At 51.1% G+C, this 13,510-nt stretch carries 16 protein-coding genes; 4 read left to right on the top strand and 12 right to left on the bottom strand.

All coding sequences use genetic code 11. The features are described 5' to 3' along the window. The 4 genes from H6B10_RS07075 to H6B10_RS07060 form a co-directional block, all read right to left on the bottom strand. On the bottom strand, nucleotides 1–1,267 hold a 1,267-nt coding region (locus H6B10_RS07075), incomplete at its 3' end, for a response regulator (RefSeq protein WP_204650949.1). Continuing rightward, a complete protein-coding gene (locus tag H6B10_RS07070) occupies nucleotides 1,261–1,827 on the bottom strand; it encodes a sensor histidine kinase (protein WP_345941716.1) in 567 nt (188 codons plus the stop codon). The genes H6B10_RS07075 and H6B10_RS07070, both read right to left, overlap by 7 nt. Beyond that, nucleotides 1,776–2,975, bottom strand: coding sequence for a cache domain-containing sensor histidine kinase (locus H6B10_RS07065; RefSeq protein ID WP_204650947.1), 1,200 nt, complete (start codon nucleotides 2,973–2,975; stop codon nucleotides 1,776–1,778). Before H6B10_RS07065 ends, H6B10_RS07070 begins: the two co-directional genes overlap by 52 nt. A gap of 101 nt (nucleotides 2,976–3,076) precedes the next feature. Then, on the bottom strand, nucleotides 3,077–3,802 hold the full coding sequence (locus H6B10_RS07060) for a restriction endonuclease subunit S (RefSeq protein WP_204650946.1): 726 nt from the start codon (nucleotides 3,800–3,802) through the stop codon (nucleotides 3,077–3,079). A 75-nt stretch (nucleotides 3,803–3,877) separates the two neighbouring features. Here H6B10_RS07060 and xerA point away from each other — a divergent pair, with 75 nt between their 5' ends. After that, nucleotides 3,878–4,861: a site-specific tyrosine recombinase/integron integrase gene (gene xerA, locus H6B10_RS07055; RefSeq protein ID WP_204650945.1), complete on the top strand. Its 984-nt coding sequence runs from the start codon at nucleotides 3,878–3,880 to the stop codon at nucleotides 4,859–4,861. Nucleotides 4,862–4,875: 14 nt separating this feature from the next. Next, nucleotides 4,876–6,003, top strand: coding sequence for a restriction endonuclease subunit S (locus tag H6B10_RS07050; RefSeq protein ID WP_204650944.1), 1,128 nt, complete (start codon nucleotides 4,876–4,878; stop codon nucleotides 6,001–6,003). Here the strand turns inward: H6B10_RS07050 and H6B10_RS07045 are convergent. From H6B10_RS07045 to H6B10_RS07035, 3 genes are read right to left on the bottom strand one after another with little or no spacing between them, the layout of a single operon-like run. After that, nucleotides 6,000–6,560 (bottom strand): restriction endonuclease subunit S, encoded by a 561-nt coding sequence (locus tag H6B10_RS07045; protein WP_243427296.1) that lies wholly within the window; start codon nucleotides 6,558–6,560, stop codon nucleotides 6,000–6,002. The genes H6B10_RS07050 and H6B10_RS07045 overlap by 4 nt on opposite strands. Then, the gene (locus tag H6B10_RS07040) at nucleotides 6,550–8,052 is read right to left on the bottom strand and encodes a type I restriction-modification system subunit M (RefSeq protein ID WP_204650942.1); all 1,503 of its coding nucleotides are present in this window, start codon (nucleotides 8,050–8,052) and stop codon (nucleotides 6,550–6,552) included. The genes H6B10_RS07045 and H6B10_RS07040 overlap by 11 nt, the downstream gene beginning before the upstream one ends. Nucleotides 8,053–8,104: 52 nt before the next feature. Next, the gene (locus H6B10_RS07035) at nucleotides 8,105–8,323 is read right to left on the bottom strand and encodes a helix-turn-helix domain-containing protein (RefSeq protein WP_204650941.1); all 219 of its coding nucleotides are present in this window, start codon (nucleotides 8,321–8,323) and stop codon (nucleotides 8,105–8,107) included. A 394-nt stretch (nucleotides 8,324–8,717) separates the two neighbouring features. Here H6B10_RS07035 and H6B10_RS07030 point away from each other — a divergent pair, with 394 nt between their 5' ends. Then, the gene (locus H6B10_RS07030; RefSeq protein WP_204650940.1) at nucleotides 8,718–9,782 is read left to right on the top strand and encodes a hypothetical protein; all 1,065 of its coding nucleotides are present in this window, start codon (nucleotides 8,718–8,720) and stop codon (nucleotides 9,780–9,782) included. Here the strand turns inward: H6B10_RS07030 and H6B10_RS07025 are convergent, their stop codons facing one another. Continuing rightward, nucleotides 9,783–10,220 carry a hypothetical protein gene (locus tag H6B10_RS07025; protein WP_204650939.1) on the bottom strand — a complete coding sequence of 146 codons (438 nt, stop codon included), beginning with the start codon at nucleotides 10,218–10,220 and terminating at the stop codon, nucleotides 9,783–9,785. A 97-nt stretch (nucleotides 10,221–10,317) separates the two neighbouring features. On the opposite strand from H6B10_RS07025, the gene H6B10_RS07020 reads away from it, so the two are divergent. After that, complete coding sequence (locus H6B10_RS07020; RefSeq protein ID WP_204650938.1) at nucleotides 10,318–10,560, top strand: helix-turn-helix domain-containing protein; 243 nt, start codon at nucleotides 10,318–10,320, stop codon at nucleotides 10,558–10,560. An 81-nt stretch (nucleotides 10,561–10,641) separates the two neighbouring features. Here the strand turns inward: H6B10_RS07020 and H6B10_RS07015 are convergent, their stop codons facing one another. From H6B10_RS07015 to H6B10_RS07000, 4 genes are all read right to left on the bottom strand, one after another. Beyond that, complete coding sequence (locus tag H6B10_RS07015) at nucleotides 10,642–10,968, bottom strand: hypothetical protein (RefSeq protein WP_204650937.1); 327 nt, start codon at nucleotides 10,966–10,968, stop codon at nucleotides 10,642–10,644. Between the two features lie 28 nt (nucleotides 10,969–10,996). Then, on the bottom strand, nucleotides 10,997–12,382 hold the full coding sequence (locus H6B10_RS07010; RefSeq protein ID WP_204650936.1) for a relaxase/mobilization nuclease domain-containing protein: 1,386 nt from the start codon (nucleotides 12,380–12,382) through the stop codon (nucleotides 10,997–10,999). A gap of 4 nt (nucleotides 12,383–12,386) precedes the next feature. Next, nucleotides 12,387–12,668, bottom strand: a complete 282-nt coding sequence (locus H6B10_RS07005; RefSeq protein ID WP_243427295.1) for a plasmid mobilization protein — start codon at nucleotides 12,666–12,668, stop codon at nucleotides 12,387–12,389. A gap of 385 nt (nucleotides 12,669–13,053) precedes the next feature. Then, nucleotides 13,054–13,416, bottom strand: coding sequence for a TnpV protein (locus H6B10_RS07000; RefSeq protein WP_204650934.1), 363 nt, complete (start codon nucleotides 13,414–13,416; stop codon nucleotides 13,054–13,056). Nucleotides 13,417–13,510: the final 94 nt, after the last annotated feature.

Genomic DNA, 13,510 nt, shown 5'->3' with positions numbered 1-13,510 from the left:
CCGCATTGAAGTTGACCGCCTGCGCAACCATGCTCAACGAGATTTTTTCCCGGTAGTGCGCTTTCAGATAGGCAATAGCGTCCCGGATAGCCGGTGAATAATGATCGTCCTGCGGCAGACTGCGGTGAAACGGCTCAAAAACCGCGGCCACCGCCGCCTGAAGCTCCCCGATGGTATGTGCCGAACGGATCGCCTGTTCCGACTGTTCTACCCGGCTGTCCAGTTCCTCCTGCCGCTCCGTTGAAAAATGGAGCAAAATGGTGCAGAAAGAGGAACACAGCTTTTTTACCGCGTCCAGGTCCGTGGGACGGTCCTCCAAGATCTGCCGAAGCACTTCGTCCTTGATGGCAAAGGCTTCCTGATAGTTTTGGGCAAACAGTTCCTTACTGAAATTCATGCGCGCCGTTTCCGCATGGCGGATGGTCCCCGGCCCCAGCGGATCATGCAGGAACACCCACCGCTCCGGTTCGTAGAAATGGAGCCTGCAGCGCGACTGCGCTTCCTGCAGGGCTGCCGGCAAAGAGGCAAGGCCACTCTTTTTTCCGCTCAAGCCCAGCACACAGTCCATTCCGGCCGCCACCCGGAGATAATACTCTTGTAATTCGTCCAGTGAGTCACTGCCGCGAAGATTGCCCACAAACAGAAGGTGCTCATACCCCAGCGGAACAAACCTTACATTTTTGAGCGCGCTGCACTCTTCCAGGCGGTGGCGGATTTCCTGCAAGGCATCGGCATTCCGGCTCATCAGGTCCCCGGCTGCCAGCGGTTCATCTTCCAGGGCAATTCCCTGATGGCGCAACTCCTGCACGGTCGGAGGCAGGGCATCCTGCTCCATAGCCAGCTGACGGATCAGCAACTGTGTTCCCTGTTCCAACCGAACCGCGTTTTCCCCGTTATGGTGGATGGTCCGCGCCGCCTTGCAGAGAAGATCCCGCATGCTTTCCATCGTGATCTCTGTCTTAAGAATATACTCTGCCGTACCGTTCTGCAAGGCAGTACGCGCATAGGAAAAATTATCGTGGCTGGTCAGAATGATCACGTGGGCCGGACGGACGGCCTGAATTTGTGCCACCATCTCCAACCCGGACATGCCCGGCATCTCAATATCCGTAACCACAATGTCCGGCAATTCACGGCGGTACAGTTCCAGTCCCTGTGCGCCCGTAGCCGCAGAACCCGCCAGCACAAATCCTTCCAGCTGGCTGATGCAGTACTCCAGCCACCGGCGGATGGGGCTGTCGTCATCCACTACAAGTACTTTTAGCATGGGAGTTCCCTACCCTTCTCTTCCGCAGGTATTCTGAGCACGATCCGTGTTCCGCGCCCTTCCTTGCTGTCAATGGTCAGCCCCCAGGACGGGCCGTAATGCAGCCTGATCCGGTCATACACATTCTTGATGCCGAGATGGGGGCGGTCGGTCACGGCGGGTGACTCCATCACCTGCCGCACTTTTTCCGGCGACATACCAACGCCATTGTCTTCCACTTCGATAACAACCGCATCCCCCTGGCGGCGGGCAATCACGGTGATCATACCGCTGCCGCTTTGCATATTGATACCGTGCTGGATGGAATTTTCCACCAACGGCTGCACCAGCAACTTGGGCAGACAGCAGCGGGCCGCGGCTTCGTCGTATTCAATCATACTGTCAAAGGCATGGTCGTAGCGGTATTGCTGCAAAGTCAGATACTCCCGCAGGCTTTCCATCTGCTCCGCTACCGTGACTTTTTCCTTTTGGGTAGACAGAATTTCTCTGAGAATGGCAATAAAATGCGTCAGCATAATGGTAGCATCCTCATTCCGATGCATGTCCACCATGCATTTGATGGAAAAAGCGTATTGTAAATAAAATGTGGGTTGATCTGTGCCTGCAGCCAGTTCAGTTCGATCCGCCGCTTTTGCTGCTCGTTTTTGCTGATGCTCTCGATCAGTCCGCGGATGCACTCCATCATATCGGCCATGCCCCGGGACAACTCATTCAGTTCGGTATAGCTGGAGATGGCAAAGGTCTGGTGCAGATTGCCCTGCTCCACATCCCGCAAATCATCCCGCAGTGTCTGAATGGGCGCGGCAATCCGCCGGGAGAAATGCCAGGCCATGACGATACCGCCCGCCAGGCACAACAAAGCCAATACAATCACAACATGCCGGATACTGCGCAAAGGCTGCAACACCTTTTCCAGCGGTGCTTCCTCAAAGATGGTGAACCCGCTTTCGGTATCCACATACCGCGTAAAAAGCACCGGTTCGCCCTCTGCCAGGGTGATCATGTAATCCTGGGAGCCGAACAGCTGCTGCAGCTTGTCCCTATTGAAATAGTTAAATCCGATGAGTTCCCCGCGGCTGCTGGAAATGATCTGCCCCATATCGTTGGTGACATAAATATTGCTGCCGTCGCGGATCACATCCTCATACATATTATACAGCTGCCGTTCGTCCGCATTGATCATGAGGAACCCCACGATATCGTCCCCATCCAGGATGGCACGCGCAGCCGAAAAAGAGGCGGTTCCCAGACTGCGGTCCCGATAGCTGCCCACATCCACAATTTCGCCGTCGGCTTCCACCACACGCCGGTTCCATACCTTCAGGCGGGGGTCCATGTAGTCATACCCTTCCGGTACGGGGCGTGAGCAATAACCGATGCCCGACGCCGACACATACACCACGTAAAAGTCCAGTTCCGGCTGAATAAAGGACTCCTGCAGCTGCCGCGTTGTGGAATCCATCAGCGAATAAAACTCTTCCCGGTTATCGGCATTCAGTTCGGTGGCATAGGTACGAAACCCGGGGTTACTTTCGAACAGGTTGGAGAGGATGTACAGGTTTGTTTTGAACTGGCGGCTGCGTTCCGCAATCTGGCGCAGCACATCCGTCCGGGAACCGGCCAGTTCCCGGATAAAACTGTCTTTATAGATGGTATAAGCGCCCGCCGCCAGAATGGCGATGATGATGATATTTACGAGCAACAGCATCGCCATCATTCTGATGCGGATACTGTTCCACCACCGTCGAAGTACTTGCAACTGCCTCACATTGACCTCTCTTGCATTGCGGATATTGTTAATTTAGCGGCTTAGAGGCGAATGTCGTTGACATCAATCTCGCCGGACATCAATTTGGGCAAAAGCGTATCGCGGACAAGAGCAAGTTGCTCGCTTTCTAAACCATTGGCATAAACCTTTGAAAATACCGACTGACAAAAGGTGTCGAATTTTTTTACCAGCTCCGCAGGGGCAATGAAGATCGGCTCTGTCTCGATGAAACCGCTAATATCGAGATTTTTAATGCCTGTTGTTCCGTTCTCGTATGAGAAGAACACACCACGATCATAAAGGTACTGCCAATAATGATACACATACATACTGTACCCAGTTATCGGCTTTAGAGCCTTACAGAAATTTGTGCAAACCATCCCCTTGTCATATCGTGCAAGCAGCGATGATGATATGGCTGCGGCTCTTCCGGTAGATTGTGTCGGGCTACCACCTGAGATTTCAACTACTATATCACCATTTACAAGCTGCTTAGAAGCAAAGTTTTTCGGGAGGATATAGCGTATTGGCATTTTACCTTTATTACCAGCGCGGACTTCCGGGATGTCAGCACCACGAATGCAGTAAACCATTTCCGTATTATTGCCGGAGGGTTTATCTTTTCCCCAATCTCCGCTGATTGTTTTTTCGATGAGATCAGAGAAAGTGCCTTCCTGCCATAATGCAGCATCAGGATTGTCAATAAACCATTTCTTAAACAACGCCTGAGCTTGCTGCTGTAAATTATCGTTTACCGTCTTATTCACTCTCATCAGTGGCGAGAGTCACTTCAAAGGAACTGCCACTGTTCATCGTTCTCTTAAATACAAAGGAGAACGATGATGAAAGAACAACTTATCCAAGAGATACAGCGTAAAATGCTGCCGTATCTCAACAATGAACAACTATTGCAGTTGGGTGATGCTTTGACCGAGGCGCTACGAGGCGTGAGCGTAAGTTATGAAGATACCACCCCAAAACAGGAAGAACGGGATGCCGTCGAAGCATTCATTACTGCCAAGCGCATAGAAGGCTGTTCCGAGAAAACCTTGAAGTATTACCGGAAAACGATTGAATCTATGCTGTCTGCTATCTCTAAGAAGGCCAGCCAGATAACAACGGATGATCTTCGTAAGTACCTGACAACCTACCAGACGCAGCGCAGATCCAGCAAGGTGACGATTGACAACATCCGGCGCATACTGTCCAGCTTTTTCTCATGGTTAGAGGATGAAGATTTCATTTTGAAAAGCCCGGTACGCCGGATTCACAAGGTAAAGACAGCAAAGGTGGTCAAAGACACCTACACGGACGAGGCGTTAGAGCTGATGCGTGATAGCTGCACAACTACAAGGGATTTAGCAATCATTGACCTACTCGCTTCCTCTGGGATGCGTGTTGGAGAGATGGTCATGCTGAACCGAGAGGACATCGACTTCAACGAGCGGGAATGTGTTGTAATCGGTAAGGGCAACAAGGAGCGCCTTGTCTACTTCGATGCAAGGACAAAAATCCATTTGCAGAACTACCTCAACGAACGCACGGATGCGAACCCTGCACTGTTCGTCTCGTTGAAAGCCCCGCACGACCGGCTGATGATCGGCGGTGTGGAAACACGGCTTCGAGAGCTGGGCAAACGCTTGAGTTTGCCCAAAGTACACCCACACAAATTCCGGCGAACGCTCGCGACCTCAGCCATAGACAAGGGAATGCCCATAGAGCAAGTCCAGCAGCTCTTAGGGCATCAGAAGATCGATACAACCATGCATTACGCAATGGTGAAGCAGCAAAATGTGAAGCTGGCACATAGAAAATACATCGGATAGGATGGTGATACATAATGGTTGAGTACGCCAAATACGAACTCAAGAATGTCTGCTCAAGATTGAGTAGTGGCAAAAGTATATCTTCAAAGATGATTAGTGAAGAAGGACGATACCCTGTTTATGGCGGGAATGGTTTGCGAGGTTATACAGATCATTCAAATTTTAGTGGAGATTGTGCAATTATTGGTAGACAGGGAGCTTTCTGTGGTAATGTACGCTATTTCAGCGGAGAAGCATATATGACAGAACACGCCGTTGTTGTATGTGCTAACAATTTGAACAACACACACTACCTTGCATATCTGCTGTCCACAATGAATTTAGGGAGACTTTCTGGGCAGTCAGCCCAACCCGGACTGTCTGTGAAAACTCTTGGTATTCAAGAGATAATGCTCCCTTCTATTGAGTACCAAAACAAGGTCGTTGCTTTGCTCAGCTCACTTGATGAGAAGATTGCAGTGAATAACAACATAAACGATAATTTACAGCAGCAAGCCGAGCTGCTTTACCACGAGCGGTTTGAAACAGTAGATCGCGACAAATTACCCGTTGGCTGGCGCATTGTACGGCTCGGTGATGTGGCAACTATCTCCAAAAAGAGCTTCAATCCAGCTAAAGAGCCGGAAATGCTACTTGAGCATTACAGTATCCCTGCTTTTGATGAGGCGCATTTTCCTGTGTTTGAGCCATCGACCGCGATTAAGAGCAACAAGTTTATCGTCGATGACTCCTGCTTTATGATTTCCAAGCTGAATCCGACAACAAAGCGCGTCTGGAAACCTTATTGCCTAACTGAAAATGCTGTCTGCTCAACTGAGTTCATTGTCTATAAGGCCAAAAGTCAAGAAATCACTGATTTCTTATATTCGGTTATTGACAGCGATTCGTTTTCAGATTTTATGTGTAGTCATGTTACTGGATCGACAGGCAGTAGGCAAAGGACTACGCCATCTGATACCCTTGCTTTTGAACTGGTTTTACCTAATGCCGAAGAGATAGCCGAGTACCAAGGGATTGTTTCGCCTATGCTTGAGCAGATAAAATGCAATGCCATTGAAAATGACAGACTCAAACGGCTGCGAGATAGTCTTTTGCCGAAGCTGATGAGCGGTGAGATCGATGTCTCCGGCATCCAGCTCTAAGCCGCTAAATTATCGTTTACCTCCTCGTTGACAAGTAGCTTCCGATCAATCCCTTCGAGGGTCTTTACGATCGTTTCTTGTAGCGCAAAAGAGGTCGGATAACTAATCATGATTTCGTCAAGAAGGCGCTCTCGATTTAGTTCGGTTTGACCGGTTGAGCCTTCATCTAATTGAAGCACCTCCCATTGATGAGCCTTCATAGCGTAGCCAAGATACTTTTGTGAAACTTTATCATTGGCTCGTATGATGATCATGTGCCCATCAACTATCGTGTCGCAGGGCAAATTGCAAATCTGCGCTATTCGTCCAGCTGTTCCCGCACCCGTTGAATTGATCAAAATATCATCTATTCTGACAAATCTCTCCGCCGGAACCTTTTTCCTTGCAAGATCATGGAGGCGTGATTCAGAATAGGTTATCCGAAAATTACGGTTGCATTTCTGATTTAATACTCTAACCGTTGTTTCACTTTCCTCATCTGCGTATGAGGGTGCAATGCCTTTTGAAATAAAGCCCACGAGATCACGAAGCGGCGATGTCTTCCACTCAGATGTCATACCCAATCGCCCCCAATCTCTCTTTGATCTCGGCCTCAAGCTCATGGGATTTTGCAAACAGCTCGGAAAGCTCAGAGGTCAAACGGCTCATTTTTTCCTCAAACGGTTCGCCGTCATCTTCCTGTTCTTCGATGCCAACATAGCGCCCCGGTGTGAGGATGTAATCCTGTTTGGCAATATCCTGCGTGGTCACAACTGCACAGAAGCCTTTTTCATCTTCAAGCGTGCCGTCAACAAATGCGTTGTATGTGTCCGCGATCCTCTGGATGTCTGCATCGGTCAGCTCACGCAGCTTTCGCGTGACCATCGTGCCGAGCTTTCTTGCGTCGATGAACAGCGTCTTGTCCTTTTGCTTTTTGTTCTTGGCGAGAAACCAGAGCGACACCGGAATCTGTGTTGTGTAAAAGAGCTGGGACGGCATTGCGACAATGCAGTCCACAAGGTCAGCGTTGATGATGTTCTTGCGGATCTCACCTTCACCGCCAGACTGAGAGGACAGCGAGCCGTTCGCAAGCACCATGCCAATCCGCCCGTTCGGCGCGAGATGCCAAATCATGTGCTGCAACCAAGCAAAGTTGGCGTTGTTGGCCGGAGGCGTTCCGTATTGCCAGCGCACATCATCCAGCAGCTTATCTTGTCCCCAGCCGGAAAGGTTGAAGGGAGGATTCGCCATAATGAAATCCGCCTTGAGCTGCGGGTGACAGTCATTGAAGAATGTGTCCGCGCTGAACTTGCCAAGGTCAGCTTCGATACCGCGTATGGCGAGATTCATCTGTGCCAGCTTCCAAGTAGTAGGGTTGGAGTCCTGACCATACACAGAGATGTTCTTGATGTTCCCGCCGTGATTTTCGATGAACTTGGCCGACTGCACAAACATACCGCCACTGCCGCAGCAGGGGTCGTATACTCGGCCGTTGTAGGGCTGCAAAATCTCCACAAGCGTGCGCACCACGCAGGACGGCGTATAGAATTCACCGGCCAGTTTGCCTTCCTGCTCGGCGAACTTGGACAGGCAGTATTCATATGTACGGCCCAGGATATCCTTGCTGTCGCCATGCTCCACCATCTGGATATTGGTGAACAGGTCCACTACCTCGCCCAGACGGCGCTTGTCCAGCTCCGGGCGGGCAAAGTTCTTGGGCAGGATGTCTTTCAGGCGTTTGTTCTCCTTTTCAATGCTGCGCATGGCCTCGTCAATGACCGTTCCGATCTCCGGCGTATGGGCCGCAGCAGCAATCATGCTCCAACGGGCGTTCTCCGGCACAAAGAAGATGTTCTCGGCTGTGTATTCGTCTTTATCCTCTTCAAAGCCGTCGCCCTCGGCCACCAGTTCTTTATACTTGGCCTCGAAGCGGTCAGAAATGTATTTCAAGAAAATCAGACCCAGCACAACGGATTTATACTCCGAAGCGTCGATGTTGCCGCGCAGCACGCAGGCCGCGTCCCAAATCTGCTTTTCAAAGCCAATGTTGCTGGTGTTTTTGTCTGCCATAGAATGTGTTCTCTCACTTTCTTGTGTGTACTTGTTTCTGTGGGATGGAATGTTAGGTGTTTTCCTTATCATCCGGCACAATTTCCATGATGTCCTCAATCTTACAATCTAATGCCGTACAAATTTTCAAAAGAATCTCGGTTGTAACATGGCCATTCTTTCCCATTTTGGTGATGGAAGCAGAACTGATTCCGGCCTTTGCACATAAATCTTTCTTTTTCATGTCTCTATCAATCAGAAGCTTCCAAAGCCTTTTGTAACTAACGGCCATAGAAAAAGTACCTCCCCCTCACAATAAAAAATGCTCTGCCTGACAGCAGAGCATTTTTTTGCAGTCTTGCTGCCAATAGTCTATTCCAACACCTGACAGCGTTGTAATTAATGATAGCATAATCAACAAGAATTCGCAAGAATAATCATGCGTTTGCACGATTTTTCTGACGCCTTGCAATTCTCATGATGCCTGCGAAACGAAAGACTACCCACTTGGCGAAACTCTTATTTTGAATTTGGCACTGTGCCTATTATTGGTTCTTGAAATTGTATACATTGTACATTTTAAGCTGTTGCTGTTGATGGTACCATTTATGTCACAATTGATATGATATACTAAAATGAAATAGATGAAATAGATAGAAAAATGGCTTATATGGGAGGTGCTGCTAATGCATTTAAAAAATCCATTTGGCATGCGGAACGGTAAAATTGTTATGATCCGCGACATCACCACCGCCGGAAGGGGGGCAAAATGCAACTGCAGTTGCCCGCTTTGCCAAGCTCATTTTATTGCCAAGTTGGGGGATATAAGGCAGCCGCATTTTGCCCACGACGGGAAACCGTGCGACTTTCAGGTGGCCGTGATGACGGCTGTCTATCAATTGATGTTTGAAGCCTTACAAGAAAATCCGAATTTTGTATATCCCGCTCATTATGGCGAATATATGGGGTTTTCGCTTGAACACAAGGCTTCCCTCCAAGACATCAAAAGGTCATGCAGCTTCTATGCTCAGAAATGCGGCGAAGATGATGAGTGCATCATTCAAAGCGGTACCGTACAAGTGAACGAGGTACAGATTCATAAAAACGGGAAGGGCGTCCCCGATGCTCTGATTTTAACAAAGGCCCCTGCCCATAAACTTGCCCTCATCCTGGTTCCGCCAGAATCCTTGTGTAAAGCACCGACCCCCGCACCATTTCAACAATTACCGACAGTAGCTGTGTTCATGCCGGAAGATCTTTACATGATTCGTTCAGAGGAAATCAAATCTGTTTTGTGTGCATCTGCAGACTGTAAACAGTGGGTCAGCAACGCCAAAATTGATAAATGGCTTCAGGGCAAATTGAAATTGCAAAATGAAGCGCATAGTAAACGCCTGCAAGAAATCGAAAACGAACGTGCCAAACGGCTTGCCGATATAGCAGCGACGCAAGAACGTATCCAGAGGGAAGCTGAAGAAAAAGCCCAACAACAGATTTTACTGAAAGAGAAAGCCCGAGAGGCAGCTACACGGTATAGAGAGCACATGCGTGACTTTCCAACAATCCTTAAAAATAAATATCACCAGTTACCCGATAAGCCCGTTACAGATGCGTTTGGCAATGATTGGTACTATTGCATGCTGTGCAATCAGTGGTATCCTGCCACGCAGATGGCTATCTATGGCGGTCAGGAAGAAGGGTGCCGTGGTACTTGCTCGGTATGCGGACGGCATTCCGTGTGGCATCTGTAATTATAAAAAGCTGTGCTGAAGTTTTTTCCTCTTTGCAGCTTCCACTAATTTTTGGGTGTTGCTGCCTGCATAGCGAATGTACCCAATGAGAAAATCCACATGATCCACAGCATACTGGTTGGCCCTTACAATCGCCAACCGCCGCGGGACCTTCTCCATCCCCTCGGGATAGAAGCTACCGTCAAAACCTTCTGGCACTTCTACTTTTTGCTCAGCCGGATGGTAAGGCAGTAAAAGCCATAGGGATATTTCCGGGTGGGCTTGTTTTGCCTCAACCAAAGCTCTTGCGGCCATGCGGTCAAAATTTCCATAGTGTCCTACGGTGAATTCGGTTACGCCCAGTTCGGTGATATGCCGTTCAATTTCTCTTTGCAACGCGGGATAAATGCTCTCAGGAGCATCGTGGTGGCCGATTAGGAAACAGCGCTTTTTATCCATCTGAAAATCACCAACCCTTTTGAGTTATATTAACTCAAAAGGGTTAATCTTTTCAATAGCAAACGGGTATCATTTTCTTGGAAGTGAGGTGATACCCTTGAACATCGGTGAGGCGGTCAAAGAGCGCATCCTGGAACTATGCCAGGAGCAGGACATCTCCATCAACAAACTGTGCAACATGAGCGGTGTCACTCAATCTACTGTCAATAACATCATCAGCGGGCGAAACCGCAGCGCCACAGTCTCCACCATCAAAAAGCTGTGTGACGGCTTGGGTATCACTATTGAGGAGTTTTTCCATTCTGACTTATTCAAGGATCTGGAACAAGAACTGAAATAACAAACAGCCCCCACCTGTGCGCGCAAGCACAGATGGGGGCTGTCGGTTTATGTCGCGTTACGATGGCGAGAGCGCTGTTTTTTACAGCGGTTCCGCGTCCGTCCAGTTGATGTCGCCGTATGCATTGGCGGTCAGAGTGCAGCGCCAGACGGTGCGGTCACGGACTTTGGCGAAGTCGATGGTGCATTTGCGAGGGGCATAGCGTTCCCCGGCACCGCGCCAGCAGGCCAGGCGAATCTTCTCACCGGCGTCCAGATCGGTGAAGTAACAGAACAGGCACATGTGCTTGCCCCAGGTGCGGTGATCAAGGCGCAGGCGGAATGTTCCGGCCTTCTCGGGGCGCTGGTACTGCTGCAGGTTGGCTTTCATGCGTTCTTCATAAGAGGTCAAAATGCCGTAGGGATTCATAGTCGTTGTCCTTTCTGTGATTAGGTGGTTATCGTTCTTTCTGGTGGGCGGCACGCTGCTGCTCCCGGTCGTTCAACAGTTGGATGTTCTCCCGCATACGTTTGACACGGGCAGGGATTTGCTGGGCGGTTTTCAGCTCCTTTCTGGTTTCGGTGATCTGTTTGGTCAGTTCATCCTTTTCCGTGTGGAGGGCCTTGCACTCGGTCGGGTCGCGGCAGCGGCGCAGACGGTTGCGGCACTTGGTGCGCCGGGTTTCCAAGGCGGCCAGCTTCTGCTCTTGTTCCGATGTAAAAGCAGCTACGTCCTCTGCGGTATTCAGCGAATGCCGTTCCAGAAGATGCAGCTGCTTTTCAATTTCTGCCCAGCGGCGGTAATCCTCCCTCATGGCTGGATGAGGTGGGCGGTAGTTGGGTGTTGTGGTGGGCAGCTTGCCCAGCAGGTAACAGTAATACAGGTAGGTGCGGTAGATTCCGAACGCCTCCATAATGGCCTTGCGGAAGTCCTGACGCAGCTTCTGGTAATGGGGATGCACTGGCGGATACCGCTTGTTGTAGATCTCCATGCGTTTGAAAATACCCATCGCATGATTCTGCTGGATGCGCTGGGCCATTGCCTGCGGGGTGTACTCTTCCCCCAGCGTCTTGAAGCGCACAGCGCGGCGGTCATGAGGCAGCTTGATGGTTGGGTATTTGTGGTTGGGATTGAAGTCCACCTCATAGCCCATCTTGCGCAGGATGCGGGGCAGATCTCGGGGCGTCTCGCTGCGCAGAATGGCCAGATCAATGTCCTGGCGCATGACGTTATACCGGGTGGGTTCTCCGGCTTTCTCGGCCAGGTAGAGGTTACGGGGCACTCGGTGGGCGTTCTTTTTGTCTACCACCGAAAGCCCCTGCTCCCGGCAAAGTTCATCTGAGGCGTCCTGCAGGGCGCGGTAGGTCTTTTTACAGTCGTTATACCGCTTGCCGTCTATGAAGGACACCGAATTGATGACGAAATGATTGTGGCAGCAATCGGTGTTCAGGTGGGTGGCTACCAGCACCTGAAAGCGGTCACCCCACACCCGCTTGGCCAGTTCCATCCCGATGGCGTGGCACTGCTCCGGCGTGACTTCGCCGGGGCGGAAACTCTGGTAGGCATGAAAGGCCACTGTGCCCCCGGTCTTGCCGAACTGCTGCTTGGTAAGTTCCATCTGCTGGCGGGCAATCTCCGGGACACAGTTGACACCGCTGACAAACAACTGGCTTTCCCGGGTGGTCTTGGCATCATTGGCGGCATACTGCAGCACGTCGCTCAGATTGTCCTTGCCCGCAGACAGACCGGTCAGGTCCGGCAGGCGAGTTTTTTCCTCGTTTCCGGCATAGCGTATGACCGCATCCAGACGCCCTTTCACAGGCCATATCTTGGTGACAGCCATCTTCTCATTCCTCCTTCTGCGGCACTGTAACGGCCCTCTGAACGGCCAGCAGCGTGTCCAGAATCTCCCGCTGCACCTCCGGCGTGTTGTCCTTGTGGTAGAGGGCGGTGAGGGCATCCAGCACCTGCCGGTAGTCGGCGTTGGGCAGCTGCCGGGGCATCTGGTTGCGCAGCCGTATACGGATATATTGGGAGAGTGTCAGCCCGCATCGGGTAGCGGCCTGTTCAAACAGCTGCTTCTCTTCCGGCGTTACCCGGATGTTCATCTGCACGTTTCGAGTCAACATAATTTCACCTCCATATAACAAAAGACCGGGCATCCAGCGCAGGTGACATAAGAAAACAAAGGTTCTTAATGAACTGCGAAGCACCGCAGGGCCGCGTAAAGGCAGCAGATACTAGGCAGAGGGGCACCGCCATACTGGATGTATGTCGGTGCCCCGATAACGAAGTAGATGCTGCTTTTACGTCAGGCCTTGCGGCTTTGTTTTGTTATGGAGCCGCGCCAGGGCTCGGTCTTTGCATTGTTGCGTTGTTGGATTTTCGGGGGTCATAGGGGCTGCGCCCCTTGCCAGCGCCCTGCGCTGGGGCGGCGTATGGCTTGCAAAAGCTATACAAAGCCAGTGCTCGTTACCCCTGCGGACAGGTCTTTTTGTACGGACTGAAAAGGAATCACTCCAGCGCGTCCCCGTACAAAAGGCCCGGCAGGACCGCTTCCTCGGCTGCATTCTTGATTGCATTCATGCTCCCTGACCAAGCCAGCGGATCGGCCCGTTTGAGGGCTTCATCCACGCCTTGCTGTCGGGCCATTTGCGTGATGGCATCTTCCACCATCTGCCGGGCTTCGGCGTCCACATCGGCCAGGTGGCTGTGCAGCGTTCCTTCCAGAAGCATGAGGTCGAACAGGTCGGGGCGATGCTCCCGGAGGAACTGCCGCCGCAGTTCGCCGTATTTGCCGATGGGGCGAGTATCGGTCTCGGGGAGGACCAGATCGGGAATGAGATAGCCATCGGTCTCGGTGTAAGTCAGTTTCATGGTGTGCCTCCTTCAGCGTTCCGGTGTGTCCTTGTTGTAGCCGCGTTTGTGCTGCCAGGTGTGGAGCAGATGGATGATGACCTGCTGCATCTGC

It is taken from the genome of Gemmiger formicilis (assembly GCF_016901605.1).
GTDB classification, from domain to species: domain Bacteria; phylum Bacillota; class Clostridia; order Oscillospirales; family Ruminococcaceae; genus Gemmiger; species Gemmiger formicilis_B.
The sequence above is the reverse complement of the archived record's forward strand: the minus strand, read 5'-3'. Positions and strand labels throughout refer to the sequence as shown.

Coding starts and splice junctions, on each gene's coding strand:
- H6B10_RS07065 (WP_204650947.1), bottom strand. CDS start 2,975: ATGCTGTTGCTCGTAAATATCATCATCATCGCCATTCTGGCGGCGGGC.
- xerA (WP_204650945.1), top strand. CDS start 3,878: ATGAAAGAACAACTTATCCAAGAGATACAGCGTAAAATGCTGCCGTAT.
- H6B10_RS07050 (WP_204650944.1), top strand. CDS start 4,876: ATGGTTGAGTACGCCAAATACGAACTCAAGAATGTCTGCTCAAGATTG.
- H6B10_RS07045 (WP_243427296.1), bottom strand. CDS start 6,560: ATGACATCTGAGTGGAAGACATCGCCGCTTCGTGATCTCGTGGGCTTT.
- H6B10_RS07040 (WP_204650942.1), bottom strand. CDS start 8,052: ATGGCAGACAAAAACACCAGCAACATTGGCTTTGAAAAGCAGATTTGG.
- H6B10_RS07035 (WP_204650941.1), bottom strand. CDS start 8,323: ATGGCCGTTAGTTACAAAAGGCTTTGGAAGCTTCTGATTGATAGAGAC.
- H6B10_RS07030 (WP_204650940.1), top strand. CDS start 8,718: ATGCATTTAAAAAATCCATTTGGCATGCGGAACGGTAAAATTGTTATG.
- H6B10_RS07025 (WP_204650939.1), bottom strand. CDS start 10,220: ATGGATAAAAAGCGCTGTTTCCTAATCGGCCACCACGATGCTCCTGAG.
- H6B10_RS07015 (WP_204650937.1), bottom strand. CDS start 10,968: ATGAATCCCTACGGCATTTTGACCTCTTATGAAGAACGCATGAAAGCC.
- H6B10_RS07010 (WP_204650936.1), bottom strand. CDS start 12,382: ATGGCTGTCACCAAGATATGGCCTGTGAAAGGGCGTCTGGATGCGGTC.
- H6B10_RS07005 (WP_243427295.1), bottom strand. CDS start 12,668: ATGTTGACTCGAAACGTGCAGATGAACATCCGGGTAACGCCGGAAGAG.
- H6B10_RS07000 (WP_204650934.1), bottom strand. CDS start 13,416: ATGAAACTGACTTACACCGAGACCGATGGCTATCTCATTCCCGATCTG.